A 16,228-nucleotide genomic window follows, 5' to 3' on the forward strand; every position below is an offset into this window, starting at 1 on the left:
GCGCCCTCCTCAGAAGCAGGTGACGGCGAGAACCAGACCGGCGATGCCGGCCAGTTCGGGCCATTTCAGGTAGAAGACGACGGCCTGGTCGATGCGCATGCGTCCGAACGCGGCCTTGACCAGCGAGACGCCGCAGACGGTGACGACGGCGCACTGGGCGAGCCAGACGACGAGCGCCAGCGGGCCGCTCGGCCCGATCGGGCAGAAGAGCGCGATGCCGAGACCGATCACCACGACCGACTTCAGGGCGGAGGCGAGCTTCGTCAACCCCAGCGCCGGGCCGGAATATTCGACGAGCGGTCCTTCGAGCACCTCCGATTCCGCCTCGGGAATGTCGAAGGGCGAGATGCCGAGGTTGGCCGGCACGAAGGCGACATAGGCGACGAGCGCCGGCCAGAGCCGCGGTTCGAAGAGAAAGGCCCCGTGCGTCCGTTGCACCGCCACGATGTCGGCGAGCGACAGCGCGATGGGCTTGCCGAGATGGCCACCCGCGACGACCGCCACGGCGACGAGCGCGAGCAGCAGCGGCCCCTCGTAGGCGAGCATGATCGCCATTTCGCGGGAGAAGCCGATGGCGCCGAGGGGAGACCCCGAGGCGGAGCCGGCGATCATCAGCACCACCGCCGGCACCGTGACCAGATAGAGCAGCACCAGCATGTCGCCGAGCGCCGAGGTCGGCGCATAGAAGCCGCCGATCGGGATCATCGCGGCGGCCACCGCCATGGCAGCGACGGCGACGACCGGCGCCCACAGGAAGACGCCGACGTTGGAGCCTTCCGGCACCATGGTGCGCTTTCCGAGGAGTTTCAGCACGTCGAAGAACGGCTGGATCAGCGGCGGACCGACGCGCCGCTGCAGGCGCGCCACGGCGCGACGGTCGAGGCCGCGCAGCAGGAGACCGACGGTCAGAGCGAAGAACCCGCCGGGAAACACCATAACGGCGAAGAGGAAGGAGAGGAGATCGTCAGTCATGGGCGTGCTCGTCGCTCGAGGGGCCGGCGAGGAGCGCGGTCCGAATGAGACGGTCGGGGGTTTCGTAGAGACCGGAAGCGGGGACGTGCATGCGGGCGAGCGGGATGTCGCCGACGCCGCAGGCGTGGATGCGGGTGGCAACCTTCCGGCTACGGGAGAGCAGCGGATAGAGGGCCGCGACGGCGCCCGTCGTCGCCAAGGCGAGCGTGAGCACGAGCGGATGCCAACCCGCCTCGCCCGGCAGGCCGCCGAACCATGTCGCGGTGATCGCCGGCAGACCGAGCGACGTCTGGATGGCCGCGATCGGCACCAGAACGACGCCCGGCAGCGCGCCGACGACGAGGCTCGCAGCCACCAGGAGCATCATCGGGGCGAGCATGACGAAGGGAGCTTCGTGCATCTTCGCCGTCTTGGCCGAAGCCTGGCCCATGAAGGCCGCATGGGCGAACTTGAGGACCGCGGCGAGCGTAAAGAGGCTCGACATCAGCGCCGCCAGGCCGAAGGCCCAGTGTCCGCCTTCGAAGGCCGCCCGATAGATCAGCCACTTGGAAGAAAAACCGGCCAGTGGCGGAATGCCGGAGAGCGACAGGCCGGCGAGGAGGAAGAGCGCGAAAGTGATCGGCATCCGCCGCCCCAGCCCGCCCAGTTCGTCGAGGCTCGTCACGTGGCCCTGCGCCATGATGCAACCGGCGGCGAGGAACAGGGCGTTCTTCAGCAGCATGTGATTGACGAAGTGCATGAGGCCGCCGGCGATGCCGAGATCGGTGGCGATCGCCAGGCCGAGGAGCACGTAGCCGAGCTGCGAGACCGTCGACCAGATCAGCAGGCGCTTGATACTGGTCTGGACGGCGGCCTGCGCGCCTGCGACCAGCATGGTGACGGCGGCGATCGTCCCGACCACGGTCATCGGCGACGGCGCCCAGGCCGGCTCGAGTGCCGTGATCCGGGCGAGACCGGCGGCCCCGCCGAAGGCGACGAAGAACTTGAGGATCCCCCAGGGGCCGACCTTCAGGAGCACCGCCGAGATGTAACCGGAGACCGGGGTCGGCGCCGGCGCCGGATGCATCTGCCAGTCGATGCGCGCCGGCAGCTGAGCCGCCTTGGCGAGGAGACCGGTGAAGATCAGTCCGACCGCTGCGGCAAACCACGCCGGCTTCATCGCCGCCACGGCCGCGGGCAGCGCCGCGATCTCGAAGGTGCCGGTGCCGACGGCCAGAATGGCGACGCCGAGGAACAGGAAACTCGCGCCGGCGAAGTTGAAGACGAAGTACTTGGTCCCCTCGCCGAGAGCCTCGTCGGTCTCCTCGTGAATGATCACGAGATAGAGCGTCCAGCTGCTCATGATCTCCCAGAAGGCGAAGAAACCGTAGAGATCGCGTGCCGCCACGACGCCGAGGAGCCCGCCGATCATCGCCGTGAAGAAGGCGAAGAAGCGGTTCTGCGCATGCCCGTGGGCCATGTAGCCGATCGAGAAGACCAGCGACAGGCATCCGACACCGGCGATCAGGAGAGCGAAGGCGAAGGAGAGCGCGTCGTAACGCCCCGGCTCGGCGAGTACGCCGGCGAAGGCGAAGGCCGAGGTCAGCGCCGCGATCACGCCCGCCCGGCGCGGCGATCCGCGCCCGAAAGCCCAGACCGCGATCGAACCGGCGAGCGCCACAGCGGCGGCGATCGACCAGTCGAGCCGCAAGGCCGGCAGATGGGTGATGGCGAGCCCCGCGTGAGCGGCGAGCGCCTCCGCGACCGGAACGACCCGATCGATGAGCGGCGTCGGCCACAGGCCGATCCCGACCACGAAGGCGGCGAGCACGGCGAGCACCAGGCGCATCGAGAGCGGCGCTTCGGCGACCTTCTCTCGACGATGCTCGCCGAAGAAGACGACCCGCAGGATGCGGGCGTAGTAGATCGCGCCGACGACGCTGCCGGCGAGCACGATCGCGGCCACGTCGATCCGCCCGGCCTCGACCGCCGCCCAGATCATCAGAAACTTGCCGACGAAGCCGGCGAAGGGCGGCACGCCCATGATGGCGAGCAGACCGATACCGAAACAGGCGGCGGTGAAGGGCATCGCCCGCCCCATGCCGGCGAGATCCGCCAGATTTCGCCCACCCGCGCGCATGATCAAGGCGCCGGCGCAGAAGAAGAGCAACGTCTTCATGACGGCGTGATCGACGACGTGGACGAGCGCGCCGGCGAGCGCCGCCTCCGTGCCTATTCCGATCACCATGGTGATCTCGCCGATCTGGGCGAGCGTCGAATAGGCGAGGAGCCGCTTCAGATCCTGCTGACGCAGCGCCATCACCTCGCCGAGGAGGAAGGTCGCACCGCCGAGCCCGATCAGGGTCGCGCCGGGCAGAGAGAGCCCGCCGATGGTTCCCAGACGCGCCAGCGCCGTCGCTCCGAAGATGCCGAAGAGGAGCTTGAGCATGCCGAAGAGGCCGGCCTTGGTGAGGATGCCCGACATCGGTCCGGAGATCGAAGAGGGCGCCGCGGGATGGGCGTCGGGCAACCATCCGTGCAGCGGCACGAGGCCGGCCTTGGCCGCGAAGCCGACGAGGAACGAGCCGAGGACCACGGCCGCGGCGAGCGGCGACAACTCGCCGATGCGGGCGGTGATCTCGTGGATCTCGAAGGTTCCGAGCTGCGCGTGCAGCAGCAGAATGCCGAAATGCAGGACGTAGGCGCCGCCGGCGCAGGTCAGGAAGTACTTCCGCCCCGCCGCCAGCGCCGCCGGGGTCTGCTCGTGGATGACGAGCAGATAGGACGTCCAGGTCATCAGCTCCCAGAACAGATAGAAGCTGCCGAGGTGATCGGCCGTGGCCACGCCGATCAGCGATCCGAGCATCAGGAAGAGGAAGAACCAGTAGCGGTTCTGCGCATGGGAGTGGTCGACGTAGCGGACCGAATAGACCGTCACGGCAAGGCCGATCGCGGCGAAGATCTCGGCGAAGAGACCGCCGAGATCACCTGCTCGAGCCGTATGGACGACGATGCCGAGCGTGGCGAGCGCCAGCGCGACGGCGCCGATCGACCGTACGGTCTTCGAGAAGCGGCCGACGACGAAGAGCGCGAAGCCGCCGAGATAGGGAGCGAGCACCGGAAGCGGCCAGGCGGTCTCGAACTCGGGAACGGCGTGCGGCGAGAGACCGGCAATCCGAGCGGCGAGGTTCAGCACGGGCTCGGGATCGAGCGACAACGCGATGGTCGCCGCCGCCGCGACGACCATCGGCCCTTGCGCCGGACGCAGGGCGAAGAACGAGATCGGCCGGTCGGCGAGAATACCGTGGCTCTGTCGCTCGAAGCAGATCCGCTGGATGGCGACGATCGAATAGACCGCTGCGACGATCGCGGCGACGGTGCCGACGACCGCGACGGGCCAGGCACCGGCCTCGATCGCTGCATAGAGCACCACGAACTTGGAGAAGGAGCCCTTGAAGGGCGACAGGCCCATCACCGAGAACATGCCGAAGCCGAACATCAGCGAGGCGAAGGGTGTGCGGTCGACGCTGCCGACGAGATCGGCGACGCGGCTCGAGCGGTTGACCCGGATGATCTCGATCGCCGCCAAAAGCACGAGCGTGCGCATCACGAGTTGGAGGGCGAGGTGCATCCAGGCGCCGGTCGCGCCGATGCCGCTGCCCATTCCCAACCCGACCAAGACCCATCCGAGCTCCGCCAGAGTGGACCAGAAGAGCATGCGCCTGAGATCGCCCACGCCGAAGAGAGCGAGAATTTCACACGAGAGCAGCAGGGCCGCTCCGATACCAGCGAGCAGAGGAATGTCCGACATGACCGATCCCGCGACGTTCGGGGATCCGTCGGGAAGACGGACCCAGTCGGTCTCGGCTTAGCGAGCGGGAGCAGGAAATTCCGTCATTTGGGAGACATTCGGGAAATTCGGCGGTCGCCGATGGTCCTGACGTTGCCCCCCGGTTTTATCCGGTTCTGAGTTCGCTCCGGCGGCTGTGATTGCCCTTGGGGGCGGGGTGAGTGGCGGGAGACGGCGCGGAGCAGGTCGGGTTGCGCAGCGCCGTCTCTCGACGCGGGAAGGTGCGGGCGAACTCGGCGGGCGTCTGCCAGCCGCAGCCGCGAATGCGGACGGGATTCGTTGTAGTCGGCACGCCAGCGACCGAGCAGCGCACGGACCTGGGCGAGTGTGGTGAACAACGTCTCGTTCAGGAGTTCGTCGCGCAGGCGCCCATTGAACGACTCGATGAAGGCGTTCTGGGTGGGCTTTCCCGGTGCGATGTAGTGCCACTCGACCCGGGACCGGTCGGCCCAGCTCAGGATCGCATTGCTGGTGAACTGGCTTCGCCGGCCTTCGGCTCAGTGCCGTTGTCGCTGACGATCATCCTCGGCTTGCCGCGTGTCGCGACCAACCGATCGAGTTCGGTTGCCACCCGCAGCCCCGAGAGCGACGTGTCGGCGATCAAGGCGATGTTCTCGCGGGTGCAATCGTCGACGATCGTCAGAATGCGGAAGCGGCGCCCGTCAGTCAGCTGATCCGAGACGAAGTCGAGGCTCCAGCGATCGTTCGGCCGCAGGGCGACCTGCATCGGCGCCCGTGTGCCGAGGGCACGCTTTCGCCCGCCGCGCCGGCGCACGCCGAGCCTCTCCTCACGATAGAGCCGGAACAGCTTCTTGTGGTTGACGACGAGGCCCTCACGCCGGAGCAACACATGCAGGCGACGATATCCGAACCGTCGGCGTTCCCGAGCGAGTTCCGTCAACCGCTCACGGAGCACGCGGTCATCCGGCCGCGTGGCCTCGTAGCGAATGGTCATGCGGCAGAAGCCGGTGGCTTTACACGCCCGCCGTTCGCTCATCCCATGGGTGGCCATGAGATGGGCAACGGCGTTCCGCTTCTCGGCGGGCGTCACCACTTCTTTCCCAGCAGGTCCTTCAGGGCGACGTTGTCGAGCATGGCGTCCGCCAACATCCGCTTCAGCTTGGCGTTCTCGTCTCCCAACGCCCGCAGGCGCTTGGCCTCGGAGACGTCCATGCCGCCGAACTTGGCTTTCCACTTGTAGATGCTCGCATCGCTGACGCCGTGTTTGCGGCACAGGTCCGAGACCGCAACGCCGGCCTCATGTTCCTTCAGGATGCCGATGATCTGCTCTTCGGTAAAACGGCTACGTCTCATGCTCTGGTCCTCGAATTGGGCCAGAGTGAACTTCAAACCGGATTAGGCCCGAGGGGCAACGTCAAATGGGGCGCAATTTTCATCCGCCCCGCCATGACGGCGCCCCCGGAGAGGCCCAGCCGGGTGGTAGGAAGGCGGGGAGCACGTCATTCGCAACGCATAAGTTTTATTATTTTTTGCACAATATATCTGCATTATTAGCAGTTTGCCGTAGAATATATTCATCAGACAAATGAGAAGGTGGCGGTAATTTCTGGATCCGATTCGAGAGCGTCACGGAGGGAAGCTCCCCGAAATGTGTCCGATAGAGTTTGGCGAATACGCCGAAGTTTGCGTAGCCCCAACGGCTCGCGATCATGGTCACGGTCTCTTCGCGGCCCGCCGACCTCAAAGCCTCGCGGATGCCGATGAGCCGTTGTTCGCTTAGAAACTTGCGCGGCGTCGATCCTCGGAACCGGCGAAAGCCACCGGACAGGGTGCGCACGCTGACGCCAACCGCGGCGGCGACTTCCGCAATCGCAGGAGGATCGAACGCCCGCCGACGCATAAGGGCTTCGGCGGCTCGGACGTAGTAGGGCGCGACACCGGAACCGCCCGCGTCGAGCCTTATCCCGGCGCTCGCCGTCCACGATCGCAGCACCTCGATGCAGACGAGCTCGTCGAGGCGCGGACCGCCCCGATCGTCGACCAACCGCTCCGACGCTTCGCCGATCGTGCGGACAAGATATTGGAGCAAGGCGAACCACGCCGATCGCGGCCCGCCGAACCTCGTGCCGATCGTCCACAGCCGTTCGTCCAGGTCGACGCCGAGCCAGCGCCGGGCAGTCTCCTTGAACAGAGCGCGCGGGATCGCCAGATGGAGTTGAAGGTTGCCTTCGTCGGCGTCGAAGCGGTAGTCGACCCGCCCACAGTCCACCACGAAGCTCTCTTCGGCGCAGGTCGTGACCGCCTCGCCGCGGTCGATCCCGTGGTGCGTTTGCCCTGCGATCGTCGTCGAGACCAGGATCTTCTCGGCCGATCGCTCGAAGCGATCGGCGCGCACCGCGGTGCCGAACGACATCCACGACACCGTCAAGCGGCCGATCGCGAAAGCCTGCAGCGCGGCGTCGGGCCGTGCGTGCCGGGCCGCCGGAGAGATCCGACATGGTACGTAAGCGCGGTGGCAGAACTCGCGAATTTCCTCCCAATCCCTGGTGTGCACGCAATGGCGCGCTCGTATCGGGCGCCCGTGGGAATCGTAGAGCAACGCGTCTTCGAACATGGCCCGTCGATCATCCTCCCGATGACGTCGACAAAGCCCCTCGTCATGGTCGATTGCACCGCCGATTGTGCGCCACCGCGGTCGATCGCCCCTTGAACAGGGGGCGACGGAGTGCGAAGTCGCCTCCGTCGCCCCGCTTCGCCCCTCAGTTCTTCACGACGACCGCCCGGTCCGCCGGCTTGGGGTTCCACAACGGCATCACGATGTTGGCCCACATCCGGGTGTCGCGACCGCCGTAGTTGGTCTGCGAGACGTCGGTGGTGACCTTCATCTGCACGTTGACCGGCCCGAAGTCGTATCCGACCAGACCACCGAGCGCGACCTGGCTCTGCCGAGAGTAGCCACTGAAGGGCGACGACAGGTCGGCAGAGGCAAAGGCGACCGCGCCGATCTCGACCTTGCCGAACTTGTGCGTGGCGGTCAGATCGAGGTTGAACCAGTCCGGGCCGCCGGTCAGGCCGGAATGCCCGGTGCCATACGCCGTGGTGGCGCTGAGGTCCCAGCCGTCCTTCAGGTAGGAGAGAGCCGCCACTCCCTGGAATGCAGCCCAGTCGTGTCCGACATCCGACTTGACCGGCAGGTGCGCACCGGCCTGGAAGCCGCCGTAGAAGCCGCCGCCGAGGTCCCACTTCAACTGCGCTTCGACCAGTGTGTTGCCGAACCCGGAGAAATGCGGACCGCCTCGCACCGAGAGATCGACGTAGGGCGTCACCGTATCCAGGATCACTCGGCCGCCGGCGATCGTCCACGGCGTCGACCAAATGAACCAAGCCGGCGCCGAGGCGAAGAGATCAACGTTCGGCGACGTCGTGCGCGTCCCGTAGGTCGGGATGGAGATCAGATAGACGCCCTCCGGCAACGGCGCACCCATAGGAATGCCGGTCGAGATTCCCGGAAAGAGCTCCGAACCCGCGAACGCGAGCGTCGAGGAAAGAAGGAGGGTGGTCAGAGCACCCACACAGCGCATCGTCTTCTTCATCGGTGGTTCTTCCCTGATGGCTCGCTCGCCGACGGTCCGACCGATCGGTGCGAGGCTCCCACGTCGAGCGGTCGCGCCAAAGCGGCGCCCGCCGATTGCCGATTGCCCATCCAACGGACGGGCGCTCCCCCAGGGTCGGTTGCCGTCATGCCGTTCGCAGTCGACGCGACGGGGGGTCCCGACCCATCACGTGGACAATGCGACGTCGCCGAATGGCGCTCTGCTTCCGATCGGCAAGGCCTGTCTCGGATCGGCAGGGAAACCGCAATCATCCGATCGATGGCAGCGACCGATCATCGCAGCCTGCGTGAACAGCAAACATCGAGTGCGACAAGGGAGATCGCGTGGTCCAGCGATCGTCGCCCAGCCTTCGCTGGCGAAGTGGATCGACCCGATCTGCGATGCTCAGTCGTCGGCGCGCTCGGCCTTCAGCCGCTTGCTGAGTGCCGGCTGGGATATGCCGAGCAGCTTGGCGGCCGCCACCTGCTTTCCGCTGGCGCGGATCAGCGCGGCGTTGGTCATGATCTGCTTCATCTCCGCGAAGGACGGCATTTCGCTCAGCTGGAGCAGGAGCCGCAGTAGATCCTTCGCACCCGGCGGCTCCCGATGGTCGATCGCCTCGACATCGAGCACAGGCTTGAAGTCGTCCATCCCGAGCACGTCCTTCGGCAGACTGGCGACGTGGAGCATCGACTTCTGGAGTTCCCTGACGTTTCCCGGCCAGTCGTAGCGCGACAGCATCAGCATCGCCTCGGGCGTGATCGTCTGGCGTGTTCGCCGAAACACCTGCGCCGCCTGTTCGAGAAAATGGGCGACGAGCAGCGGAATGTCCTCGCGCCGGTTGCGCAGCGGCGGAATGTGGATGCGGTGGGCGAAGCGATAGAAGAGGTCGCGGCGGAAGGTGCCGTCCTTGAGCCCCTTGTCGAGGTCGCGGTTGGTGGCGACGACGATTCGGCAGGAGAGCTTGCGGGGTACGTCGCTGCCCAACGGATAGTATTCGCCCTCCTGGATGAACCGGAGCAGCTTCGCCTGAGCCATGTTGCTCATCTCGCCGATCTCGTCGAGAAAGAGCGTTCCGTCTCGGGCACGAACCGCCAGACCGCCGCGCTCGTCCTGCGCGTTGGTGAAGGCACCGCGCTTGTGGCCGAACAGTGTATCGTCGAGCATCGTGTCGTCGAGACCGGCCATGTTCACGCAGACGAGTTCCCCGCGCCCGCCGACCTTGTGGATCGCCCGCGCGATCTCCTCCTTGCCGACCCCGCTCTCGCCGGTGACGATGATCGGTTCTCGGCTGGTGGTGATCGCCTCGACGTAACGGAAGACGCCGATCATCGCGTCACTGGCGGTGACAATCGATTCGAAGGATTCCGGGTGCTCAAGCGCAGTCTCCAGCAAGCGTTCGGCCGAACGGCGGTTCTGACGCTCGAGTTCCAGGCTCTGCACCGCGTGCAGGATGCCTGTCATCAGACGGTCTTCGCCCCAGATCTTGATGAAATAGTCGTAAGCGCCCTTCTTCATGCACTGGACGACGGCGTCGACATCATTGCGGCCGGTGATGATGATGACCCGGATCTCGGGATGGCGGGCGCGAATGCGCTCGAGGAGTTCCTCGCCCTGGATGCTGGGCATCGTCAGATCGAGTAGCACCAAGCCCACGTCTTCGCGCTCGAGCACGTCCATCACCCGCCGGGCGTCGCGGCAGGTGAGAACGTTGTCGATCGAGGCCGCGCTGAGCAACGACAACGACAGCGACCGCAACCAAGATTCCTCATCGTCGACGAGGAGCAGCGAGAATTCAGGATATTTGCCCATTGCCATCGCCACTCCTGTTCGCCGGCAGGCGAAGCGTCACCGTCGTACCCGCGCCGGGGTGGGATTCGATTTCCATCGTGCCGCTGTGCGCCTTGACGATCGTGTCACTGATCGACAGCCCGAGCCCGGTGCCGCCGCATTCACGCTTGGTGGTGAAGAAGGGATCGCGCAGCAGTGGAATGTTCTCCTCCGGGATGCCGCAACCCTCGTCGCGCACGACGAACAGCACCTCGTTCGTCTCTGCGTTCCATCGCGTCGCGATGTGGATCCGCTGGTCGCGCCGTTGCAGCGCCTGACAGGCATTGACGATCAGATTCACGAGAACCTGCTCGATTTTCTGGGAGCTTCCGCTGATCGGCGGCGGATCCTCGGCCAGATCGACGTCGATGTGATCCGTCGACTTGCGGATCGTGTGTTCGAGCAGGCGTAGCGCCGAGCGCGTCGGATCGTTGATCGAAAACGTGGCACCCCACCGAGTGCTGTCCGGCCGAGCGAAATCCTTGAGGTCGTCCACGATCTCGCCGATACGGGTCGAGGCGACCTCCATGTCGGCGATGAGGCTCGGCAGGTGGACGCGCAGCATCGAGTAGGGGATGCCGGCGAAGGGCGTGTCGTCCGCGATCCGATGCTCGTCGAGCGTCCTCAGGAGGTCGACGCCGAAGCGCTTCAGAAAGGAGATGTTGAGCGAAAGCAATCCGTTCGGGTTGTTGATCTCGTGCGCGATGCCGGAGGCCAGGGTTCCGATCGCGGCGAGCTTGTCGGCCTGAATGAGCTGCGCCTGATTGGTAAGCAACTGCGCCTCCGTGCGCCTTCTTACTCCGATCTCGGACGACAGTTCGGCGGTCCGGATGCCTATCTCCTCCTGGAGCAGGCTGGTCCAGAGGAAGAAGAGGACAAGAACCGCAAGCGAGATGCCGGCACCGATCATGATCGACGTCAGGATCGTGTTGCGCGCCGACTTCGATATCAGAAAGCGCTCCTCGACCCATCGCGTCTGGATGCGATCGAACTCGCCGTTTTCCTGCAGGGCTCTGAGGCCATTGGCGAAGATGCGGTAGAGGTCCGGGTTTTTCTTGCGGATGGCAAAGCTGTATTCGACCAATTCGTGAGTATCGCCTGCGATTTCGACGTTCTCGAGGTTGATCATGCCGAGAATGCGCTGGGCGATGTAGTTTTCGAGAATCGTATAGTCGTAAGCTCCCTCGTCGATCAATCGCAACGCTTCTTCGGCATTGGCGGCCATGCCGACATTGGTCAGTTCATCGCCATGGAGGTCGTGATAAACGCCGTCTCGGTTGAAGACGAAGCGCCCCTTGCCCAGTTCGTCGTGGTAGTCGAGCGGCGTCGAAACGCCCTTACGCTTTACCAGAGTCAGCGAGTTGACCGCATAAGGTGGGGTGAAGTCGAAGTGGAGCGCTGTACGTGGTGTCTTCACCATGCACAGGACGACGTCGACGTCGCGTATGATCGCCGATTCCTGCGTGTCATCGAGCTTCCGACTGACCACGTCGATGCGCGCCCGCATTTCGCGGCCGATCGAACGAGTCAGCTGGATGATGTAGCCGTCGAGCATGCCACCCTTTTCCATGAAGGCATAGGGCGCATAGGCGCCCAAGCTCGCCGGAATACTCTGCTTATAGCCGTAGTAGGCGTTCAGCGATTTGTCCCAGGTGACAAATTGATTGTAGGCCACCACGGTTGCACCCAGACCACAGGCCATAGGAATCAGCAGGAACAACAGCGCGTTCCGTTTTGCCAGCATCAGGAAATGGCGCCAGACCATCGAACCGCCGCTCTTGTTCGTCGGGTTCGCGAACCCGAAGCGCCACCGCGAGCGGCCGACTGGCGGCCGATGAGGCGGATCGCCGCGCGCCGGAAGCGCCGGGGCACGAGAGGTAGGATCATCGCTCATGTCGAAGGATCCTTCCATTGTGGGAAGCACGTTGGACAGCCTCGAGGCAGACGCGCGAGCCTGTCACGCAGCGCCGCTCAGAGCGTCTCGACGAAGTCGGCGACCAATCGCTGCATGCGATCGGCGTGGCCGGTCAGCCCGTCGGAGTGCTCGAGCACGTGCGCGACCGATCGCTCCACCGTGGCATTGGCCCGAGCGACACCCTCGGTGTTCGTGGTGACGCTCTTGGCTTCGGCCGCCGCCCCCTGGATACTTCGCTCGATCTCGTGGGTCGCGGCCACCTGTTCCTCGACGGCGCAGGCGACACTCGACGAGATCTGCCGTATCCTGTCCATGACCGCGCCGATCTCGCCGATTGCGGCTACGGTGTGGTCCGTCTCCATCTGGACAGCGGCGATGTGGCCGGCGATCTCGTCAGTGGCCCGCGAAGTTTGAGTGGCGAGGTTCTTCACCTCGACAGCGACGACCGCGAACCCCCGACCCGCGTCGCCCGCCCGGGCCGCCTCGATCGTGGCATTGAGTGCGAGAAGGTTGGTTTGCCCGGCCACAGCGCCGATCAGCTTGACCACGTCGCCGATGCGAGCGACCGCGGCAGACAGACCGCGCACGAGGTCGTTCGCTCGACTGGTCTGCTCCGAGGCGGCCGCAGAGACTTTGGCCGCTTCGGCGATTCTGAGGCTGATTTCGGCGACCGATGCAGCAAGCTCCTCCGTCGCTGCGGCCACCGTCTCGACGTTCGAGGTCGCCCGCGACGCCGCGCCGGCCGCCTGTTCGGCCCGTGCGGTGGCGTCACTCACCGCGGACATCACCGACCGGGCGAGTTCCCTCAGTCCCTCAGCCGCCGTCGCCACCGCTGTAGTCACGATGGAAGCGCGTGAGTGAAATTCGCGGGCCACTTCGGTGCGCTGCTGCGCGGCGAGCGCGGCCTCCATCTGCTCGTGGACGTCGATCAGCGTGCCGCAAGCGCGTAGGGCGACGCCGTCGTGGTCGCGGGCAAAGCCGCAGGTGCTGCGGAACCAGCGGTAGGATCCGTCCTTCGTACGGGACCGGAAGTGAACGTCGTAGCGGGTCCGGCCGTTACGATCGAGACGAGCGGCGTCGAAGGCTGCGACGACCCCGGCTACGTCGTCGGGGTGAACCCCGCCGCTCCATGACTCCATCACGTTAGGAAATTCGGTCTCGTCGCGGAAGCCGAGCAGCCGACGGAATTCGGAAGAATAGCGGAATTCCCGTCGCGGATCGGCCCAAGCGTCGTCGACGTGGAGATCCCACAGACCGACCCCGGCATGACGATCCAGCAGGCGCAGGCGCTCGACTTCCCAAGTCCCATCACGACGGCTCTTCGACTTGTCGAACATGTCATCTCCTCCGGGGATCGAACGCGACCGGGTCGCGCGCCGCGAAACTCCCCAAGACCGCGGCGAAGGCGAACCAGAGCGCGAGAAGGCCGAGCAGCTGCAACAGTTGGCTCCGATGGGCCGCTCGGAAGTCGATGTCGTAGGCGAGAACACGTGGTGCGATCGGTAGGTGGTTCGCCGCCGCGAGCCGCTCGATGTTGAGCATGTGGATGACCGGCACGCCCTTCTCGGACATGCGATGCAGCAGGCCGCGCTTCGGCGCATCGTTCGGAGCGAGGTGCCGCGCGAGGCCACCCTCGAGGGCATGGGTCTCGTTTATCCAGCCGATCGCGGTCACGTTGCCGCCGACGTTGATGTAGGCTCGGGGAGTCCCCTCCGCGAAGTAGAGGGCCATCCGGTGCAGCGCGTCGCGTTCCACGGTGGCCGGCGTCCCCTCGCGCAGATAGGGGATGCCGTTTCGCGCGATCGCCGCCTCGCCCTCGGCGATGCCGGTCTCGAAGACGCCGCCGTGGGTGTCGGCGATGCCGCCGAGCGAGGCCCAGCGGCTGCGTGTGTGAACGATCCCCGCTTCGGCGAGACGTTTCTCCATGTCGAGCCAAGTGAAGCCGTATATGTTGGCGCCGTACATCGAGGCACCGACCGACGAAATTACCTGGGCATCGATCCGCAACGTTTCGATCGCGCACAAAACGGCGAGATTGAGAGCGGGAAACGAACCCGAGAAGGTCACCGCGATGCGGTCGCCGGCATGCACCTCCGCCTCCTTCAGCCACCGCACCACGAGGCCGGCGAAGGCTGGATTGAGGGAGGTCTGCTTGGCAACGAGGTCACCGAGACTGGTGGTGATGTCGCTGTATTCGACGCCGATCAGACCGGAACCGGCCGGATCGAGTTTCGGGTCGATCGGCTCGCCGATCTCGAGCCGCATGCGGCCGAGCTCCCTCAACCCACGCGTCATGAGCTCGCCGGCCCGGAGCGCGTCCTCGTCCGGAATCCAAGGATTGCGCGTGGCATGGACCGCGAGCACGGCGAGCACGAGCCCCAGTGCGATCCAGGTCAGTGTCCGCCGCACGGTTGCCGAGAGGCGGGGGCCGAACGGTTGGCGCGGCCGGCGACCGTCGTCGCGCAGAGCGAAGGCAGCATGGAGGGGCGTCACGAAGTGCCTCCCGAGCATCGACGGTCCTCCTTCACAGCGAAAGCGCCGCGCGTTGGGTGAGAAAGACCAGACCGGACAACACCAGCAGCGCGAGCAGGGTCAGGCCGACACCCTGCCGATCCATCTCGCTCGCCACCAGGCCGGGCACGACGTAGCCGACAACGTCGAGCCGTCCACGCCCGAGATCGCCGCCGAGCAGCAGCGCAGTCAGGGTCCACTGCAGCGCGAAGGCGACGAGAACGGAGACGACGAAACGCCGACGCCCGTAGAGGATCGAGAAGAAGGCGAGGCCGCGCACCATCACGGTGGTCGCGAGCGACGTCGCCAGGCAGGTTGCGATGACCCAGGGCTGATCGAAAGTCAGTGCGAAGTAGCCCGGGGCGATCAGCCCTCCGGCGGTCAGCCCGGTCAGCTCGAACAGCACGAAGCCGAACAACAGGGCGAGGGCAATGGCTTCAACGAGCACGGTCACGGCTCCCTTTCACGAGGTCGCGCCACCGTTCGCCGATGCCGTGACAATTGCCGATGCCGGTGATCTCGACGCCGCACAGGCCGCGCGCCGCGGCCGCTCGGCAGAGACGAGTCGTCACGTCGACCGGTCGTCCCCATGGCGGGACCCGGCTCAGGCGTCGGTCGCCCGCCGCCGCCAACCAGACGTATCCGGCATGGTCGCCCTGCGGCACGATGAGGTCGAAGCGCTCGTCGACGAGCAGCCGCACCAGAAGATCGCGGGTACGCAGAGGGCGGTCGGCGCGCGTCGCCAGCAGCGCCACCTGGAGCCTCTGCCGATCGGGTCGGTTCTCGGACCACAACGCGGCCGAGGTTTCTGCGTCGTTGGCCGAGAAGAGATCGCGAAAACGAACCGTCATGCCGTCGTGGACAAGGTCGAAGTCGCGGCGAGTCGCGGCGTCGCAGAGCTCGAAAGGCGGGAAGGCGATCGGGTTCGGCGCGATGCGCTCGGCGACGGCGCTCGCGAGCCGCTCGGCCTGTCGTTCCGACGTCGGGCCTTCGACGATCATTGTGCGGCAGCCGCAGGTGACAGCGAAGGCGGCCAGATCCTCGGTGCCCTCCTCGTCGCCCAGGAAGAGCTCACCCCTGGGGGGGATCATGTAGGACAGGGTCATCTGCACTCCGGCCCGGCCCGGCCCCATGGTCTCGGCATGATCGGGGCGGGTATTCGTGACGACGGCATGGGTGGCGCGCAAAATGGCTTCGGAATGCCATACCGTCTCGGGGCCGAGCGCCATGCCCTCCACGACGACGGCGTCGACGCCGAGGGCAGCGGCACGCCTCAGAACGGTGACGTGTTCATGGATGCGAGGCGGGCCGATCCGGCGGATCGGTTCGATCTGCCCGTCGGGCAAGATGTATTCGGGCGCGTCGCCGGTTGTCTTGGCGAGTACCGAGAGCCCGCGTTCGCGCAGGAGGCGGGCGAGCGCACGCACCGTGCTGCTCTTGCCGCGCGTTCCGTGGACGTGGATGCGTACCGGGACGCGACGTCTGTCACGCTCGACGCGACGGCTCTCGATGACGAGCGCCGTGATCACCAAGACGAGGCAGATCCAAGGAAGCATCGCATTACCACCATCGCGATCGCAGCCGCGTCGGAAGGGGGCGGAGCGTAGGGCCCGGTCC

The 16,228-nt window shown here is 65.9% G+C and carries 10 protein-coding genes and 1 pseudogene; all 11 read right to left on the minus strand.

Annotation, left to right across the window (positions count from 1 at the left end):
• Window positions 1-9 precede the first annotated feature (9 nt).
• A complete protein-coding gene (locus ACT541_RS03095; protein WP_476134182.1) occupies window positions 10-972 on the minus strand; it encodes a respiratory chain complex I subunit 1 family protein in 963 nt (320 codons plus the stop codon).
• Entirely contained in the window at window positions 965-4,762 is a 3,798-nt protein-coding gene (locus tag ACT541_RS03100) for a proton-conducting transporter transmembrane domain-containing protein (protein ID WP_476134183.1), read from the minus strand. The genes ACT541_RS03095 and ACT541_RS03100 overlap by 8 nt, the downstream gene beginning before the upstream one ends.
• A 145-nt stretch (window positions 4,763-4,907) precedes the next feature.
• A pseudogene (locus ACT541_RS03105) lies at window positions 4,908-6,115 on the minus strand (IS3 family transposase).
• Window positions 6,116-6,284: 169 nt separating this feature from the next.
• Complete coding sequence (locus ACT541_RS03110) at window positions 6,285-7,376, minus strand: AraC family transcriptional regulator (protein WP_476134185.1); 1,092 nt, start codon at window positions 7,374-7,376, stop codon at window positions 6,285-6,287.
• Window positions 7,377-7,521: 145 nt separating this feature from the next.
• Entirely contained in the window at window positions 7,522-8,355 is an 834-nt protein-coding gene (locus tag ACT541_RS03115; RefSeq protein WP_476134187.1) for a transporter, read from the minus strand.
• Window positions 8,356-8,760: 405 nt separating this feature from the next.
• Window positions 8,761-10,173, minus strand: a complete 1,413-nt coding sequence (locus tag ACT541_RS03120; protein WP_476134189.1) for a sigma-54-dependent transcriptional regulator — start codon at window positions 10,171-10,173, stop codon at window positions 8,761-8,763.
• Window positions 10,151-12,079 (minus strand): ATP-binding protein, encoded by a 1,929-nt coding sequence (locus tag ACT541_RS03125; protein ID WP_476134190.1) that lies wholly within the window; start codon window positions 12,077-12,079, stop codon window positions 10,151-10,153. Before ACT541_RS03125 ends, ACT541_RS03120 begins: the two co-directional genes overlap by 23 nt.
• A 77-nt stretch (window positions 12,080-12,156) precedes the next feature.
• Window positions 12,157-13,437 (minus strand): methyl-accepting chemotaxis protein, encoded by a 1,281-nt coding sequence (locus ACT541_RS03130; protein ID WP_476134191.1) that lies wholly within the window; start codon window positions 13,435-13,437, stop codon window positions 12,157-12,159.
• 1 nt (window position 13,438) lies between these two features.
• Complete coding sequence (gene pgsW, locus ACT541_RS03135) at window positions 13,439-14,593, minus strand: poly-gamma-glutamate system protein (RefSeq protein ID WP_476134192.1); 1,155 nt, start codon at window positions 14,591-14,593, stop codon at window positions 13,439-13,441.
• A 31-nt stretch (window positions 14,594-14,624) separates the two neighbouring features.
• Window positions 14,625-15,065, minus strand: a complete 441-nt coding sequence (gene pgsC / locus ACT541_RS03140) for a poly-gamma-glutamate biosynthesis protein PgsC (protein WP_476134194.1) — start codon at window positions 15,063-15,065, stop codon at window positions 14,625-14,627.
• On the minus strand, window positions 15,049-16,167 hold the full coding sequence (locus ACT541_RS03145) for a hypothetical protein (protein ID WP_476134195.1): 1,119 nt from the start codon (window positions 16,165-16,167) through the stop codon (window positions 15,049-15,051). Before ACT541_RS03145 ends, pgsC begins: the two co-directional genes overlap by 17 nt.
• Window positions 16,168-16,228: the final 61 nt, after the last annotated feature.

This window comes from Pinisolibacter sp. DMC100 (assembly GCF_056313705.1).